Origin of the sequence: Mesorhizobium sp. M7A.F.Ca.CA.004.04.2.1 (assembly GCF_004022825.1) — a bacterium.
Taxonomy (GTDB): Bacteria; Pseudomonadota; Alphaproteobacteria; order Rhizobiales; family Rhizobiaceae; genus Mesorhizobium.
Map to the genome: position 1 here is coordinate 1 of NZ_RZPH01000022.1, position 16,722 is coordinate 16,722.

The following is a 16,722-nucleotide window of genomic DNA, read 5'->3' on the forward strand; positions in this document are numbered from 1 at the left end:
GCCACAGACGGCCGGCCTGTCGTCCGGCGCCTGGTGCGGCTATGGCGTGATGCCGACCTTGCCGGTCGACCAGCGCATGGAAGAAGGCAATGCCCTGATCTTCGAGACGGCGCCGTTGACCGAAGCGGTCGAGATCCTTGGCTTCCCCGAATTCGAGGTCAAGCTCTCCTCCGACAAGCCCGTCGCCCTTCTGTCCGCCACGCTGTCGCAGGTATTCCCTGAAGGTGCCGCCTCGCGTATCAGCTACGGCATCCTCAATCTGAGCCATCGCAACGATGATCTGGACATCGCACCCATGGTGCCGGGCCAGGCGGAGACCGTCCGCGTCAAGCTGCGCTGCTGCGGGCAGCGTTTCGAGGTCGGCGAGCGTATCCGGCTGGCGCTGGCGACATCGCATTGGCCGATCGTCTTCCCGACGGCCGAGCAGGCGACGTTGTCGATCCATTGCGGCGACAGCCGGCTGATCCTGCCGGTGCGCGCGCAGCAGAAGCTGGACGACACACTGGGGGTTTTCCTGACTCCGGAAAGCGCCGCGCCGATGGAGCAAGAGGTGCTGGCCAAGGGCGACGGCTTCCAGCGTTCGGTGTCGACGGACCAGGTCACCGGCGAGACCGTCTATCAGGTCGCCAATGATGGCGGCACGGTGCGGCATCCACATACGGGAATGGTGCTCTCGGCGAGGCATGTCGACCGGTTCATCATCCACCCCGACGATCCGAACTCGGCGGTCGGCACCTGCACCTGGGACAAGTCCTATGGTCGCGGCGACTGGCAGGTGCGGCTTTCAGTGAAGGCGACGGTAAGGGCGCTGCGAAAGGTCTGGCGGATCGAGACCCACATCACCGCCCATGATGGCGATGAGCTGATCGTCGACCGCAGCGAGGTCAAGGAGTATCCGCGCGATCTCAACTGAGAGCGATTGCGACGTTGCGGTTAGGCCATCGACTTCGGCAAGGCAGCCGCCAGCGCATCGACGGCCAGCCGCACCTTCAGCGGCAGATGCGGTGTCTGCAGCCAAAGGGCGTGGCAGTCGTAGAGATATCGCGGCTGATCCGGCAACAGCGCCAGCAGAACGCCGGCTTCAATGCGCTCGCGCACCAGCCACCAGGGCAACCAGGCAAGGCCCATGCCGTCGGCAGCCGCGTCAGCGATGGCATCGAGATCGTCGAGCCGCAGACGGCCGGTCGGTATGATCTCCTGCACCGGTTGCCCCTCTCGAGCAAATAGCCAGGGCTGAATGATCTGGCCGAGCCGGCGGTAGACAATTGCCTGATGGTCGGCGAGATCCTCGATCTGTCGCGGTTCGCCATGATTTCTGAGATAGGAAGGTGCGGCGCAGACGACCATGTCCTGGCGCGCGACGCGGCGTGCGATCACCCCCGCCTTGTCGCCCAGAGCACCGGTCCGAATGGCGAGATCGTAGCCATCCTCGGCAAGATCGGCGAAGCGATCGCTGAGAGATAGATCGAGTTCCAGCATCGGATATTGCCGGGCGAGTTTCAGCAGCACGGGCGTCACGCAGTGGCGACCGAAATGCGCCGGCATGGTGACGCGCAGTTTTCCGCGTGGCTCCGAAAACTGGTCGGCGGCGAGCGCATCTGCGGCGTCGGCCTCGGCCAGCACCACCCGACAGCGTTCATAGTAAGCGCGGCCGAAATCGGTCAGGTTCTGCCGGCGTGTGGTCCGGTTGAGCAGGCGAACGCCAAGCCGTTCTTCGAGAGACCGGACATGCTTGCCAACCATCGGTCCCGAGACGTCCAGGGCGACCGCTGCTGCCGCGAACGAGCCGAGATCGACGGCCTTGACGAACACAGCCATGCTTTCGAGCCGATCCATATTCGGAACTCCTGGTTTCTACTGTTCTTCTCGTGCAGCCATTTATCCCTGGGCAGCCTAGCTGCATAGCTCATTCGGTCCAGTTGATTTGGAGTATCCCGAATGACACGTGTGGTTCGCTTTCACCAGCATGGCGGCCCTGAGGTTCTGCGCATCGAGGATGCCGAGCTTCCCCCACCGGGCCCGGGCGAAGTTCAAATCCGCGTCAAGGCGCTCGGCCTCAACCGCGCCGACGCGCTGCTGCGCGCGGGTTCCTATATCGAGACGCCGAAGCTGCCCTCGGGGCTTGGTCTCGAAGCGGCGGGTGTCATCGAGGCTATAGGCGACGGCGTGAAGGAATTCGCGCCGGGCGACGGCGTCAGTGCCATCCCGCCGCAATCGATGATCCGCTGGCCGGCCTATGGCGAGCTTGCCACTTATCCCGCGGAACTTATCGTCAAGCACCCGCCGTCGCTCGACTGGCAAACGGCAGCGGCGGTCTGGATGCAGTACCTCACCGCCTATGGCGCGCTGATCGATATCGCTGGGCTGCACAGCGGAGACCACGTGGTGATCACCGCGGCGTCGAGTAGTGTCGGGCTTGCCGCGGTCCAGATCGCCAACAGTGTGGGCGCGACGACGATTGCGGTGACGCGAACATCGGCGAAGATGCGGGCGCTGCTCGAGGCCGGTGCGGCCGAAGTCGTGGCCTCGACGGAGGAAGATCTGGCGGCGCGGTTGAACCAGATCGCCGGGCCGCGAGGCGTGCGCGTCGTGTTCGATGCGGTCGGCGGCCCGATCTTCGAGCCGCTGACGGCGGCCATGTCGCATAGCGGCATCCTCATCGAATATGGCGGACTGAGCCACGCGCCGACACCGTTTCCGCTATTCGCCGTGCTGGCTAAGACACTGACGCTGCGCGGCTACCTCGTCCACGAGATCACCGGCAACCCGGCGAAACTGGAGGCCGCCAAGGCTTTCATCCTCGCAGGACTCGAGACCGGGACTCTAAAGCCGATCATCGATAGGACCTTCGCGTTCGACCAAATCGTCGAGGCACATCGCCACCTGGAGTCGAACGAGCAGTTCGGCAAGATCGTGGTGACGATCTGAAATCGTGGTGACGATTTGAAATCGTGGTCACGGTCTGAGCGAGATGGCGAACAAATCACTCTTGCGGGCAATATCGCCCCTTGAAGGCGCGGCGCTGCATTCCTAATTGTCCCCTGCGGGCCGGGCCCCTCTGACTGTCGCTTTTGGCGACTGTGATGTCGGACCGCTGTAACGGGCCCGTTTTCATCCTTTTCGGTCGAGCGGGTTCCTTCTTTTTTGGTTTGGAGCGCCGTATGACATCTCCTTCTCTCCTTGGTATGACTTGCCCCTCCTGCCGCGTTGCGCTCGTGATGAGCGAACGCCAGGGTATCGAAATCGACTACTGTCCGCAGTGCCGCGGCGTCTGGCTTGATCGGGGAGAACTCGACAAGATCATCGAGCGTTCCGGCAGGGAAGCGGCGCCCGCGCCGCAGCCACAGCCGGCAGCGTTCTCCCAGCCGCAACACGGCCAGGGCCGCGACGACGATTATTCCCGCTCCCACGGCCACCGCTATCCGAAGCGGAAGAAATCATTTTTCGAAGAGTTGTTCGATTGACCGTATAACGCCGGCACCCGGCGACGGCTGAAATTTCCGAAACCGCAGAGACAAAGGTTCATCTCCGATGACTTCCCGTACAAGCCGATTTGCAGCCCTCTTTGCAGGACTGTTCCTGGCGTTTTCGATGGTCGCGATAGACCATGCCGAGGCGCGCCGCGGCGGCAGTTTCGGCAGTCGTGGCATGCGCACGTTCCAATCGGCACCGCCGACCAGGACCGCGCCGGCCCCGACCGCTCCGGTCGAGCGTTCGATGACGCCCAACACCGGTGTGAACAACGCGGCCCGGCAGCCACAGGCCGGCCCGCAGAGGCCCGGCTTCATGAGCGGCTTCGGGGGAACGATGATGCGGGGCCTGCTGCTCGGCGGCCTGATCGGCCTGCTCGTCGGCCAAGGCTTCGGCGGCCTGGCCGGAATGTTCGGTTTCCTGCTTCAGGCCCTGCTCATCGGTGGCGCGATCATGCTGGCTATCCGCTTCTTCCGCTCGCAATCGGCGCGTGGTCCTGCGCCAGCGCTCGCCGGTGTCGGCAATGCCCAGGCTTCGAGATTTGAGAACCGCGCAACGGCAGGGCAGCAGACTGCAGGCTCCTTCACAATTCCCGGCTTTGGCGGTGGTTCGGGCGGAAGCTCTCCGGCCATCGGTTCTGATGAGATCACGCTGGCTCAGACCGACCTCGACGCATTCCAGCAGCTGTTGACCGATGTCCAGGAAGCATTCGGGCGCGAAGACCATGCCGCTCTGCGCCGGGCTGTTACCCCCGAAATGGTATCCTATCTGTCGGAAGAGCTGGCCGACAATGCCCAGAAAGGTCTCAGGAACGAGGTAACGGACATCACGTTGCTGCAGGCCGACGTCGCTGAAAGCTGGCGTGAGGATGACCGCGACTACGCCACGGCCGCATTGCGCTACGAGTCTCGTGACGTGACGCGCGAACGGGCCAGCGGCAAGGTCGTCGCGGGCGACGATGATCATCCGACAGAGACGACCGAGCTGTGGACATTCGTGCGTGAGAATGGCTCGAACTGGAAGCTCTCGGCAATACAACAGGCTTGAGCCCAGGGCGATTTTGTCCAAGGCTTCACAGTTGTCGGCGTTCAGCGCACGATCTTGACGCACATCGGCGTGCCGATCTCGATGGCGCGCCCGGTGTCGCTGAGTATGCCGGTCTCGGCGTCGCGAGCGAAGATCGAGATGCGGTCGGCGTTCTGGTTGGCGGAAAACAGATGGCCGCCTGACGGCGTCAGCGCCAGATTGCGCGGCGTCGCGCCACCACAAGAGATATAGCCGACGAGGCTCAGCGAACCCGTCTGCTGGTCGACCGCCATGATGACGACGCTGTCATGGCCACGGTTGGAGCCGTAGACAAAACGGCCATCCGGCGAGATCTGGATGTCGGCGCAATGGTTGCTGTCGCGCGCCTCGGCCGGCACCGCGGGCTTCGCGTCGATGAGCGTGAGCTTGCCCGAGGCTTCGTCCAGCGCCATCGCCACGATGGTCGAATCCAGCTCGTTCATAACGAAGACGAAGCGTCCGTTCGGATGCAGTGCGAGGTGGCGTGGACCGGCGCCGGATGGCAAAGCGGATTCGGTTAGCTTGGCCAGATTGCCGTCGTGCCCGATCCGGTAGGACACCAGCCGGTCGATGCCGAGGTCGGCGACGATGGCTGTCCCCCCGCCGATGGTTTCGGTGACGCTGTGGGCGTGCGAGCGCTCCTGCCGTGCCGCATTCGGGCCGCTGCCGGAATGCGAGACGCTGGCCAGCGGGGCCGACAAGGCACCACTCTCCTCTAAGCCATAGACCGCCACCGCGCGATCCGGACCGCCCTCGCCCATGCCGTAATTGGCGACCAGCAGTTTTGTCCCGTCGCGGGTGATGGTGTTGTGGGCGGTGATGCTGCCCAGCGATGGCTGCTTGTTCAGATAGGTGAGCGCGCCCGAGGCACGATCGAAGCTGTAGGCGGAGACAGTTCCCTCGCGCCAGGTGAAGACTTCCGAATTGGCGTAGACGTGTGAACCGTCCGGCGTCACCGAGAAGAAGGTTGGATTGTCGACGTCATCGGCTTCAGCCAGTTTTCGGGTTTCCAGCGTTTCCTCGTCAAAGCTGTAGACGCCGAGACCGACGCCCCGAGCGCCCTGAAAATACGGCGCCTCGCGATTCAGGCTGCCGACAAAGACCAGACAATCCTTGCGCATGATTTTCCTCCCTGCCCGCCTGCGCTTCGGCGCGCGGGAGCAGCCAAAATTTCGCCTGTTCACGCTTGCAACGCAACCCCATATGTGAAAATACTATTTACAAAAGAAGATTGACGGGAGGAGACGTCTTGCATTCAGGCGCCTTGATGCGTGTTCAAATGGTTGCGCGGTCCCTTCGGCAGGACTGGCGGATTCGGTCATGAACGATTTCGCATCCACCGTCGGTGTCGCCTCGACGCATCCCAAGAACATGCCGGCGGATCATGCCGCGCTGCCGGTATGGAACGCCGAAAACTGGTTCTATGAGGATTGGCCGGTCGGGCAGAAGATCCGCTCGTTGCGACGGACCATGGCCGAAGGCGACAGCCATTTGTTCAACACGCTGGTGCTCGACATCCACCCCTATGTGCAGGACCAGATGTTTGCCGAGAGCGAAGGCATTTTCGGCAAGCGGCTGATCGCCGGCGCCTTCGTCTTCTCGGCTGGCCTGGGACTGGTCGCCACCAACTGCGTCAACGCCTTTTCCTATGGCTACGACAAGCTCCGCTTCATAAAACCCGTCTTCATTGGCGACACGATCTATTCGATCCGCTCCAATCTCGACAAGAAGCCCCGCTACCAGGAGATGGGGCTGATCCGCGCCAGCTACGAGGTGTTCAAGGGCGAAGGCGAGCTGGTTCTCTATTGCGAGCATCTGCAGACGGTGAAGTACCGCAACCCGGCCGACTTCGTCGGCAAGACGGAGAAATAACGATGCCGGCAGCAGCCGAATTGCCGCTCGCCGGTCTCGTCGTCGTCGACATGAGCCAGTTCCTGTCCGGGCCTTATTGCTCGCTGAGGCTGCTCGATCTCGGCGCGCGCGTCATCAAGATCGAGCGCCCGGATGGCGGCGACCTGTCGCGCCGGCTCTATCTCAGCGACACCGAGATCGGCGGCGATTCCACCATCTTCCATGCCATCAACCGGGCCAAGGAAAGTCTTGCCATCGACCTCAAGAACGAGGCCGACCTCGAGGCGCTGCGCGGCCTTCTGGCCAAGGCCGACGTGCTGATCCAGAATTTCCGGCCGGGCGTCATCGAACGGCTCGGCCTGGACTACGAGGCGGTCCGCAAGATCAATCCACGCCTGGTCTATGCCTCGATCAGCGGCTATGGTGAGGACGGCCCGTGGGTCAAACGCCCGGGCCAGGATCTCCTGGCGCAGGCGCGTTCCGGCGTGATGTGGTTGAACGGCGACGAGGACCAGGGGCCGGTGCCATTCGGCCTCGCCATCGGCGACATGCTGGCCGGTGCGGCCTGTGCGCAGGGCATTCTGGCCGCACTGGTGCGGCGCGGTATCACCGGTCAGGGCAGCCACATCGAAACCAGCCTGCTGGAAGCGCTTGTCGATTTCCAGTTCGAGGTGCTGACCACGCATCTCAATGACGGCCGCCGGCTGCCCAGGCGCTCCAGTTTCCGCAGTGCGCATGCCTATCTGTCGGCGCCTTACGGTGTCTATCCGGCCAAGGACGGCTACCTCGCCATCGCCATGACGCCGATCCCCAAGCTGGCCGATCTCTTGTCGCTCAGCGAACTCGCACCCTATCGCGACAAGCCGGCATCCTGGTTCACCGCGCGCGACGACATCAAGGCGATCATCGCGCAGCGGATCGCGACCAAGACCATCGATGAGTGGCTTGATATCCTCGAGCCGGCCGACATCTGGTGCGCCAAAGTGCTGACCTGGCCGGAGATGCTGGCGAGCGAAGGGTTCCAGTCGCTCGACATGCTGCAGACTGTGACGCGCGAGGACGATGTCTCGATCCTCACCACCAGTTCGCCGCTCCGGGTCGATGGCATAAGGGCCAAGGTCGATCGGGCGGCGCCCCGCATCGGCGAGCACAGTGCCGCCATCCGCGCGGAGTTCGGCCTGTGAGCGTGCCCATCCTCAAGGGCATGACCTGGAGCCATCCGCGTGGCTACGATCCGATGGTCGCCTGCTCGTCGCTATGGCAGCAGAAGACCGGCGTCGTGATCGAATGGGACAAGCGCTCGCTTCAGGACTTCGAATCCTTTCCGGTCGAGGAACTGGCGCGCGCCTATGATCTCATCGTCATCGACCATCCGCATGTCGGCCAGATCACGGCCGAAGGCTGCCTGGAGCCGCTGGATGTCGCCGGACGCGAGGCGGAACGCACGGCCCTTGCGTCGGGCAGCGTCGGCCAGTCCTATCCGAGCTACAACTGGCAAGGACGGCAATGGGCTTTCCCGATCGATGCGGCAACCCAAGTCCAGGCATGGCGGCCGGATGCGATCAGTGCGCCACCGGCGCGCTGGAGCGAGGTGCTCGATCTCGCCCGTCAAGACCGCGTGCTGCTGCCGTTGCGGCCGCCTCACGTGTTGATGGTTTTCTACACGCTTGCCGGCAATCTCGGGCATTCCTGCACGACCGATTCATCCGACGATCTGATCGATGTGGAGATCGGTAGCCAAGTCTTCGAGGCAATGCGCGAGATCACAGCGCTGGTCGATCCCGCGTGTTTCGAGATGGACCCGATTGCCGTCTCCGAACGTATGGCGGAGGCCAGTTCCAGGTTCGTTTGCGCGCCACTGATCTATGGCTACGTGTCCTATGCGACGGATGGCTTTCGAGCGAACCGGCTGGCCTTTGCCGATGTTCCGGTCATCGGTTCCGGCGGCCCGGTCGGTTCGGCGCTTGGCGGCACCGGCATAGCGGTTTCAGCCTTTTCCAGAGCCAGGGATGCCGCGATCGACTTCGCCTATTGGGTCGCGAGCGGCGATGTTCAGCGCGGCCCCTATGCCGCCGCCGGGGGCCAGCCCGGCCATGCAGCGGCCTGGGAAGATCAAGCCGTCAATGAAGCGACCGGCGACTTCTATCGGGATACGCGAGCGACGCTGGAGGGCGCATGGGTGCGGCCGCGCCATGACGGCTACATGGCGTTCCAGCAGGCGGCTTCCGAACGCATCCTTTCCGGCATGACCTCCCGGCATCAAGCCCGACAGGTCGTTGCCGATCTCAATCGCCTGTTTCGGGAGAGTTCCCCGGCGCAGGTGTCCGGCGCTGCCGGTGGAGGAGCCTGAACCAAACCGAACGGAGGAGAACAAGAATGACAGGAATGATCCGCGGCCTGCTGGCCGCAACGGCGCTTGCCTCGCTTGCAACGACCGCCTTTGCACAGGATGTGCAAGGCGTCATCGGTGGACTGCCGACCGAACTCAAGGCGCAGTATGACGGCGCGCCCCAGAAGGTGCTGCCCTCGGCCTGGGACAATTTCACCGCGCCGCCCAAGCCGTGGAAATGGTGCCACTCGGAATCATATCAGGGCAATCCGTGGCGGGTCACGGTGACCAAGGAACTGAAGCGCCTTGTCGACGGGCTAATCGCCGACGGCACCGTCTCCAGCTTCGAGGTGTCGGACTCCAACAATGACGCCAGCCAGCAGATCAACCAGATCCGCGCCTTCATCGACAAGAAGTGCTCGATCATCACCTCGATCCCGGGTTCGGCGACGGCGCTTGACGACGCCATCGACGCTGCCGCCAAGGCCGGCATTCCGTTCATCACGGCGGCCGGCTCGGTGACCAGCCCGAACGCGATCAATGTCGATTCCAACTATGCGCGCTGGGGCTATGACATGATGGCGGCGATCGGCAAGGCGCAGCCGGACGGCCCCAGAATCCTTCTGGTCGAAGGCATCGCGGGACACCCGATCGTCGTGCAGGAGCGCCAGGGCGCGGACAAGGCGCTGGCCGAAAATCCGAAGCTGAAGATCTCGCGCAACGTCAACGGCAACTGGACGGCCAACGTCACCAAGACAGTGGTGCTGCAGGCGATCGCCACCAACCCGGCGCCGATCGATGCGGTGTGGACGACAGGCAGCGAGAGCCGTGTCGTTGCCGAAGCCTTCGCGGAAGCCGGCCGGCCGGCGCCATTGATCACCGGCTCGATCACCGGCGATGCGCTGGGCTACTGGAAGGCCAACCCCGACAAGTACCGCTTCGAAGGCCATGCGGTTCTGCCGCACTGGACCGCGCAAACGCTGTTCCGCGTCGGCGAGCGCATGCTCGACGGACAGAAGCCGAAGCTGAACACGCTGCTGATCCCGATCCCACCTGTCCACACCGCCGATCTCGGTGCCTGGTACAAGGACTGCATGACGACCGATGCCGTGTCGATCTTCCCGATCCCGCCGAAAGATCCGATGCCGGAGGAATGGCTCGACGCCTATTTCTCGAACCCGGCGCCGACCAAGGGCTGGGATTATTCGAAGGTCCCCGACGCCTGCGCAAAATAACGCTGCGCGAACCAGTCTCTCAACAGGCCGGCTCCTTTCGCGGAGCCGGCCTGCCAGCATCGAATTGTGACATGCTTGAAATCAAAACCATATCCAAACGCTATGGCGAGACGATCGCGCTCGCGGACGCATCGATCGCGTTCCGGGCGGGGACCATCCACACCATTCTGGGCGAGAACGGTTCGGGCAAGAGCACCATGGTCAAGCTGTTGTCCGGCATCGTCCAGCCGGACAGCGGTGTGATCCTGCTGCACGGCAAGCCATTCCCTGGCGCCAATCCATCGGCCTTCCAGGCGCAAGGCTTCGCCACGGTATTCCAGGAGGTGCTGATCGCGCCGGACCGCAGCGTAACCGACAACATCCTGCTCGGCCTCGACGGACTGGTCCGACGTGCCGTTCCCCGCCATGAGCGCCGTGACCGGGCGGAAGCCGCGCTGAAGCGCTTCGCGGTCACCGACGTCCCCCTCGACAAGCCAGCCGGCCTGCTGCCGCTTGCCGCGCAGCAATTGGTCGTTCTCGCCCGCGCGATCGTGCGCAACCCAAAGATCCTGATCCTCGACGAGGTCACCGCCGCGCTCGACTTCGCCGACCGCGAATCGGTTTTTTCGTTGATGCGTGCGCTTGCCGGCGAAGGCTGCCTGATCCTGTTCATCACCCACCGCATGGATGAGGTGATGTCGCTTTCGGACCGCATCTCGATCCTGCGGGGCGGCAGCGTCGTGCGCACCGAAGAGCGCGGCGCTTCCACGCCGGCGGAACTTCTCAAGGCGATGGCGCCACGTACCGCTGCGGAATTGGCGCATGGCTGATCGCACTGCTCTCGATTTTGGTGGTCTTGCCGTTCGCGAACTCGTCATCGCGCCCGGCGCCAGCCCGATCACGCAGGCCATCGCTCCGGGTGAGATCGTCGGGCTTGCCGGTCTCGATGGTCATGGCCAGGAGCTGTTCCTCAAGATGCTTGCCGGCCTGGAACCGTCCCATGGCGGCTCGATCGAACTCGGTTCATCAGATGCCTCCCGAAAGATTACCGGGTTTCGCAAGGCTGTCGCCAGCGGCATCGCCTATTTGCCGCGCGACCGACGCGCCAACGGCATTTTCCCGACACAGTCGGTGCTCGACAATTTCGCCGTCTCGACCTTGTCGCGCGACACGCGGCTCGGGCTAATCAGCCCGTCGGCACGCAAGGCGCGCTACGACCTCTATCGCGAAAAACTCTCGATAGTGGCGCCCCGGCCCGATGCGCCGATCACCACTCTTTCGGGCGGCAACCAGCAGAAGGTGCTGTTGGCGCGTGCCTTGGCGCTGGAGCCCGCGATCCTGCTCCTCAACGATCCGACGCGTGGCGTCGACGTGGCGACGCGGCATGTGCTCTACGACGTGTTTCGCGGGCTGGCGTCCGACGGCATGGGGCTCGTCATCCTATCCAGCGAAATCGAGGAGATTCTTCTCCTGTGCCAGCGCGTGCTGGTGTTCCGTGAGAACGAAGTCGCGGCCGAGATCTCTGGCGACGCGCTCACCACCGACAGCGTGATATCAGCCATGTTCGGACGTGCGGCATGAACCCTGTTGCGCGCCTCCTGTCCCTTGGGCGAAATTTCGGCTTCGCGGTCGTGCTGCTGGTCGTGCTGCTTGCGGTCAATCTCATCCTCAGCCCGGGGCGGTTCCAGCCGGGTTCCTGGGGGGCGCTGGTCGGATTGGCCGCGCCCTTGATCGGCGCGGCCATTGCGTCCACGCCTGTCATCCTCGCCGGGCGTGGCGGAATCGACATCTCGGTCGGGCCATTGATGGGCTTCGTCAACGCTTTGACGATCCAGGTGCTGTTCCTCGGCACCGGCATCTCATCGCCCCTGGTGCTCGTTCCGGCGGCGTTGCTCGTCGGCGCGCTGGTCGGTGCTGCGAACGGCTTTCTCGCGACAATCGTGCGCATCCAGCCGATCGTCGCCACGCTCGGCACCTATCTGATCCTGGCCGGCGTCACGCTGACGATCCTGCCGGCGCCGATCGGCCCGGCGCCGGCTTGGCTCAAGGCCTTGTCCGGCCCGCTCTCGATGCTTCCGCTGGCACTGATGTTCATCGCTTGGTGGCTGGTGCGGCGCACGCCTTACTACGACCAGTTGATGGCGGTCGGCAGCGACGATCGGGCCGCCTACACCGCCGGCGTCGATGTCACGCGCGTGCGCTTCATCGCCTATGTCATGACCGGCATCCTGGGCGGCTGCGCCGGGCTGATGCTGACCGCGCTGATCGGCTCCGCCGACCCTAACATCGGGCCGACCTACACGCTGATCGCCATCGCCGCCGTAGCGCTCGGCGGCGTCAGCCTGGCCGGCGGGCGTGGCGGCGTCGCCGGTGCAGCCATTGGCGCCATCGACATCTTCCTGCTGCAAAGCGTGCTGACGACGTTCAACGTCTCGACCTTCGTGCTGCAGATCGCCTACGGCGCGATCCTGGTGCTGGCCGTGATGCTGACAGCGCTGCAGGAACGTCTTGCCATGGGGAGACGCTGACATGGTTTTGCGCCAAAACCTCTTCGCCACAACCAACGCCCGCGTCGTCGGCGCCTTCTGCGTCGCCGCCCTTCTGCATCTCGCCGGCACGGTCCTCATTCCTGGCTATTCGGCGCCGTTTGCGATACGCGCCATGCTGGTGCTCGCTTCGCTGCTTGCCGTCGCCTCGATCGGCCAGACGCTGGTCGTCATCATGGGCGGCATCGATCTGTCGATCCCGTTCGTCATCGGCTTTGCCAATGTCGTGGCGGCGCAGCTCTATGGCGACGGCTGGAATTTTGTTGTGGTCTGCGGCCTTGTCGGTGCGCTGGCGCTCATCATCGGCGGGCTGAACGGGCTGATCTCGCGCAGTCTCGACATCCAGCCGCTGATCGTCACGCTCGGCATCGGCATGGTCGTGCAAGGGCTGGTGCTGCTGTGGACAGCCGGCTTCCCATCGGGCTCCGCGCCGCAAGCGGTTTCCAGCTTCGTGTCGATCGGCGGATCGGCCGGACCGCTGCCGGTGCCGTGGCTGGTGCCGAGCCTGGTCGTGCTGGCCGCACTCGTCGTGCTGGTGCTGGAGCGAACGCCCTATGGCCGCCGGCTCTACGCGCTGGGCAGCAATCCGGGCGCGGCGCCACTGGCGCTGATTGACCCGGTTCGCATGTGGGTCATCACCTATGCGGCAAGCGCTTTCTTCGCCGCCGTGGCAGGGGTGCTGCTGCTCGGCTTCACCGGTTCGGCCTATGGCGATGTCGGCCAGCCCTATCTGTTCCAGACCATCGCGGCGGTCGTCGTAGGAGGCGCAGCACTTGTCGGCGGCCGGGGAAGCTATCTCGGCACGATCGCCGGCGTGCTGGTGCTGACCGAGATCAACACGCTGCTGATCGGCCTCGGCTTCCAGCCCGCAGCGGTGCAGGCCGCGCTCGGCTTCGTCATCGTGCTGCTGGTTTCGCTCTATGGCCGCGAACGGCACGTCTCGACAACCATCTGAAAGGACCAATCAGTCGAGCCGCCACAGCTTGCGGGCATTCCCGGACAACAGCCTGTCGCGCTCGGCAATGCTGCAGCCCGAGAGCAATGCATGGGTCGCCGCCACCCAGGTCGACAGGCCGCCGCCTAGCGTGCAGACCGGCCAGTCGCTGCCCCAGACGACGCGGTCCCAGCCGAATGAATAGACGGTGTGCTCGACGTATGGCCGCAGCGTCTCGACCGTCCAGTTGCCCGGATCGGCATAGGCGACGACACCGGAAATCTTGGCTACCACATTCTGGCGCCGGGCGATGTCGCTCATATGCTCGCGCCATGGATGTTCGCTCTTGCCTTTGATGTCGGGGACGCCGCAATGGTCGAGGATGAACGTCACATCTGGTGCCAGATCGGCCAGCGCGATCGCCTTGGGGATCTGGTGCGGCAGCACGACGAGATCGAAGGTCAGACCGGTGCCGCCAAGCCGCTTTATGCTGTCGCGAAACACCGCACCTTCCGAGAGCTCGTCGGGCACGACATGGAGGACGCGGCGAAAGCCCTTTACGAACGGGTTTGCCCGCTGCCGTTCGAGATAGGCCGCGAAATCCCCTTCCTCAGGACGGCAGGACGCGATAACCCCGGCCAGCATGCTGCCTGGCTGCCGTGACAGTTCTTCCACACGAGCGGTCTCGGCTTCGATGTCGGCCGCATCGACATCGACCTCCATATGCAGCACGCGCTCGACGCCGACACGCTGCGCCTCCGTCGCGTAGTCTTCATAAGAGAAATCGCGGTTGAGCGCCGGCACGCCGGCGAGCCAGGGATAGCGCAGGGCCGAGCGATCGATGAGGTGAAGATGGGTATCTATGATCATGGTGAGGCTCCTCCTCTGGCTTTCAAAGCATCTCACAGGGGAATTCTTCATTCAAATAAGAATTCACGCCGATGAGCCGACTGCTGATCCAGCGAGGTGCGACAGCTTTTCACACGTTGCCAGCAACAGTTCGATCGTCCTGGTGATGTCGGGCGCGGAAGGCGCGTTGACCACCGTGATGTAGGGAATCGACAACGCGGCGATCGCCTTGCCGTCGGAACTGCGGACCGGGGCCGACAGGTTGAAGACGCCGGCTGTCTGCATCGAGGCCATCATCTCGTAGCCACGGTCGCGGATTTGGTCGAGACGGGTGAAGAACTCGGTCGATTGCGCCGTCTTGTCGGTGCTGCGGACGTGTTCGGAAATCATCATCTGGCGCTCTTCCGGTGAGCGGAAGGCGAGCAGCACATGCCCCGACCCAGTGTCGAACAGGCTGATGTGCGAGCCGACCCGGATCGAGATGCCCCAGTAGTTCGGTGCTTCTTGCTGGCCGATGACGACGGCAGAACCGCGATCAAAAACAACGAGTTGGTTGGCCTGCTGCGATGTCTCGGCAAGTTCACGCATCAGCGGCGTCGCATAGGAGACCAGCCGCCGTACCGGCGCGTGCAACTGTGCCAGACCGAACAGTTTGAGCGTTAGCGAATAGCGGTCGCCATCGAGGCGCGTGACGTAGCCGCGCCGCACCAGCCGGTCGAGCATGCGATAGAATTCGTTGGGACTGCGGTCGAGTTTCTTGGCGATTTCGGCCTGGGTCAGGCCGCCGTCGACGCCCGCCAGCAGTTCAAGGATATCGAGCCCCTTGTCGAGCGCCGGCGCGCGATAGCGCTCGTCTTCGCTGTCGTCCATGGGCTCATCCTCCAGTGAATTTCACCCTTCATATACGCAGGAACGTGCGCGGCGGAAACAAATTTCGCCTTGACGTGTCTATGAATGTTTTGTTTGTATATGAATGTAGCACTTCTTGTCATCAGACGAGTTGCGGTCGCCGCGGAGGCGGCGCCAAGGGAGGATACCAATGAACAGACTGCTGTCCGGCGTGTGCGCCGGTGCATTGTTGCTCGCGTCAGGTGCGGGCGCTGCCCTTGCCGGCGACCTGCCCGGCAAGTTCGAAGGCGTGACCGTCGACGTGAAGCTGATCGGCGGCCAGCAATATGAAAAGCTCTACGAGCGCATTCCCGAATGGGAGAAGGCGACCGGCGCCAAGGTCAACATCCTGACCAAGAAGAACGGCTTCGATATCGACAAGGAGCTCAAGTCCGACATCGCCTCCGGCAGCACCAACTGGTGCGTCGGCTGGAACCATTCGTCCTTCGCGCCGCAATATACGGGCCTTTACACCGACCTCAGCAAATTGCTGCCCAAGGAAGAGATCGACGCTTTCGTGCCGTCGACGATCACGTCCGCAACCATCGACGGCAAGCTGGAGATGCTGCCGCGTGCGCAGTTCGACGTTTCGGCGCTCTACTACCAGAAGAGCCTGTACGAGAACGCCGACAACAAGACCAAGTTCAAGGCGAAATACGGCTATGATCTGGTGCCGCCGGACACCTGGAAGGAAGTGACCGACCAAGCCCAGTTCTTCGCCAACCCACCCAATTTCTACGGCACGCAGTTCGCCGGCAAAGAAGAGGCGATCAACGGCCGCTTCTACGAGATGGTTGTCGCTGAAGGCGGCGAGTATCTCGACAAGGATGGCAAGCCGGTCTTCAATTCCGACGCCGGCATCCGGGCGCTCGACTGGTTCGTCAACCTCTACAAGGCCAAGGCCGTACCGGCCGGCACGACCAACTACCTCTGGGACGATCTCGGCCAGGGCTTTGCGTCCGGCACCGTCGCTATCAACCTCGACTGGCCGGGCTGGGCCGGTTTCTTCAACGACCCGAAGTCGTCGAAGGTCGCCGGCAATGTCGGCGTCAAGGTCGCGCCGAAGGGCTCGTCCGGCAAGCGCACCGGCTGGTCCGGTTTCCATGGCTTCTCGGTGACCGAGAACTGCCCCAACAAGGAGGCCGCGGCTTCCCTGGTGTGGTGGCTGACCAACGAAGACAGCCAGAAGCTCGAGGCCGCCGCCGGGCCGCTGCCGACCCGTACCGCAGTGTGGGACTGGGTTTTAAAGCAGGCCGAAAACGATCCTTACAAGAAGGAGGTTCTTACCGCCTTCCAGGAAGAGGCCAAGCACGCGTTTGCCGTGCCGCAGACGCCTGAATGGATCGAGATCTCGAACGCCGTCTATCCCGAGTTGCAGGCGGCGATCCTCGGCGACAAGACCTCCAAGCAGGCACTGGACGATGCAGCCGCCAAGGCGACGCAAATCCTCCAGGACGCCGGCAAGCTCTAGAAACGGGCTCCCAGGGCTGCCTCCCCCACCAGAAATGGGGGAGGCGATCGCGTTTTCGCGGCCAGCGGTTTGCGCTAACCCATCGCCCCCGGCCCACGCACCGC

At 63.6% G+C, this 16,722-nt stretch carries 17 protein-coding genes; 13 read left to right on the forward strand and 4 right to left on the reverse strand.

From position 1 onward, the window contains the following. The coding region (locus EN893_RS02215; protein WP_281062470.1) for a CocE/NonD family hydrolase C-terminal non-catalytic domain-containing protein at positions 1-913 on the forward strand (913 nt) is incomplete at its 5' end. Between the two features lie 20 nt (positions 914-933). Here EN893_RS02215 and EN893_RS02220 read toward each other — a convergent pair. Beyond that, positions 934-1,836, reverse strand: a complete 903-nt coding sequence (locus tag EN893_RS02220; protein ID WP_127270117.1) for a LysR family transcriptional regulator — start codon at positions 1,834-1,836, stop codon at positions 934-936. A 102-nt stretch (positions 1,837-1,938) separates the two neighbouring features. On the opposite strand from EN893_RS02220, the gene EN893_RS02225 reads away from it, so the two are divergent. The 3 genes from EN893_RS02225 to EN893_RS02235 all read left to right on the forward strand — a co-directional run bounded on the left by EN893_RS02225 (position 1,939) and on the right by EN893_RS02235 (position 4,518). Beyond that, a complete protein-coding gene (locus EN893_RS02225; protein WP_127270119.1) occupies positions 1,939-2,928 on the forward strand; it encodes a zinc-dependent alcohol dehydrogenase family protein in 990 nt (329 codons plus the stop codon). 233 nt (positions 2,929-3,161) lie between these two features. Continuing rightward, positions 3,162-3,464 (forward strand): zf-TFIIB domain-containing protein, encoded by a 303-nt coding sequence (locus EN893_RS02230; RefSeq protein ID WP_127270121.1) that lies wholly within the window; start codon positions 3,162-3,164, stop codon positions 3,462-3,464. A 67-nt stretch (positions 3,465-3,531) separates the two neighbouring features. Further along, positions 3,532-4,518 (forward strand): Tim44 domain-containing protein, encoded by a 987-nt coding sequence (locus EN893_RS02235; RefSeq protein ID WP_127270123.1) that lies wholly within the window; start codon positions 3,532-3,534, stop codon positions 4,516-4,518. Between the two features lie 41 nt (positions 4,519-4,559). Here EN893_RS02235 and EN893_RS02240 read toward each other — a convergent pair whose 3' ends face one another. Further along, positions 4,560-5,657 (reverse strand): lactonase family protein, encoded by a 1,098-nt coding sequence (locus EN893_RS02240; protein WP_127270125.1) that lies wholly within the window; start codon positions 5,655-5,657, stop codon positions 4,560-4,562. A gap of 199 nt (positions 5,658-5,856) precedes the next feature. On the opposite strand from EN893_RS02240, the gene EN893_RS02245 reads away from it, so the two are divergent. The 8 genes from EN893_RS02245 to EN893_RS02280 all read left to right on the forward strand — a co-directional run bounded on the left by EN893_RS02245 (position 5,857) and on the right by EN893_RS02280 (position 13,431). Continuing rightward, positions 5,857-6,408 (forward strand): MaoC family dehydratase, encoded by a 552-nt coding sequence (locus tag EN893_RS02245; protein ID WP_127270127.1) that lies wholly within the window; start codon positions 5,857-5,859, stop codon positions 6,406-6,408. Positions 6,409-6,410: 2 nt separating this feature from the next. Beyond that, positions 6,411-7,571 carry a CaiB/BaiF CoA-transferase family protein gene (locus tag EN893_RS02250; RefSeq protein WP_127255131.1) on the forward strand — a complete coding sequence of 387 codons (1,161 nt, stop codon included), beginning with the start codon at positions 6,411-6,413 and terminating at the stop codon, positions 7,569-7,571. Further along, entirely contained in the window at positions 7,568-8,737 is a 1,170-nt protein-coding gene (locus EN893_RS02255; RefSeq protein ID WP_127270129.1) for an extracellular solute-binding protein, read from the forward strand. The genes EN893_RS02250 and EN893_RS02255 overlap by 4 nt, the downstream gene beginning before the upstream one ends. Before the next feature lie 26 nt (positions 8,738-8,763). Beyond that, the gene (locus EN893_RS02260) at positions 8,764-9,951 is read left to right on the forward strand and encodes an ABC transporter substrate-binding protein (RefSeq protein ID WP_127267484.1); all 1,188 of its coding nucleotides are present in this window, start codon (positions 8,764-8,766) and stop codon (positions 9,949-9,951) included. Positions 9,952-10,022: 71 nt separating this feature from the next. Next, positions 10,023-10,760 (forward strand): ATP-binding cassette domain-containing protein, encoded by a 738-nt coding sequence (locus EN893_RS02265; protein WP_127267483.1) that lies wholly within the window; start codon positions 10,023-10,025, stop codon positions 10,758-10,760. Then, positions 10,753-11,511 (forward strand): ATP-binding cassette domain-containing protein, encoded by a 759-nt coding sequence (locus EN893_RS02270; RefSeq protein ID WP_127267482.1) that lies wholly within the window; start codon positions 10,753-10,755, stop codon positions 11,509-11,511. The genes EN893_RS02265 and EN893_RS02270 overlap by 8 nt, the downstream gene beginning before the upstream one ends. Further along, positions 11,508-12,458: an ABC transporter permease gene (locus tag EN893_RS02275; RefSeq protein ID WP_127267481.1), complete on the forward strand. Its 951-nt coding sequence runs from the start codon at positions 11,508-11,510 to the stop codon at positions 12,456-12,458. Before EN893_RS02270 ends, EN893_RS02275 begins: the two co-directional genes overlap by 4 nt. Position 12,459: 1 nt before the next feature. After that, complete coding sequence (locus EN893_RS02280) at positions 12,460-13,431, forward strand: ABC transporter permease (RefSeq protein WP_127267480.1); 972 nt, start codon at positions 12,460-12,462, stop codon at positions 13,429-13,431. Positions 13,432-13,440: 9 nt separating this feature from the next. Here EN893_RS02280 and EN893_RS02285 read toward each other — a convergent pair whose 3' ends face one another. Continuing rightward, positions 13,441-14,280 (reverse strand): amidohydrolase, encoded by an 840-nt coding sequence (locus EN893_RS02285; RefSeq protein WP_127267479.1) that lies wholly within the window; start codon positions 14,278-14,280, stop codon positions 13,441-13,443. Between the two features lie 63 nt (positions 14,281-14,343). Beyond that, positions 14,344-15,129, reverse strand: a complete 786-nt coding sequence (locus tag EN893_RS02290) for an IclR family transcriptional regulator (RefSeq protein ID WP_127267478.1) — start codon at positions 15,127-15,129, stop codon at positions 14,344-14,346. 169 nt (positions 15,130-15,298) lie between these two features. Between EN893_RS02290 and EN893_RS02295 the strand changes: the two genes are divergently transcribed. Continuing rightward, entirely contained in the window at positions 15,299-16,618 is a 1,320-nt protein-coding gene (locus tag EN893_RS02295; RefSeq protein WP_127267477.1) for a sugar ABC transporter substrate-binding protein, read from the forward strand. Positions 16,619-16,722: the final 104 nt, after the last annotated feature.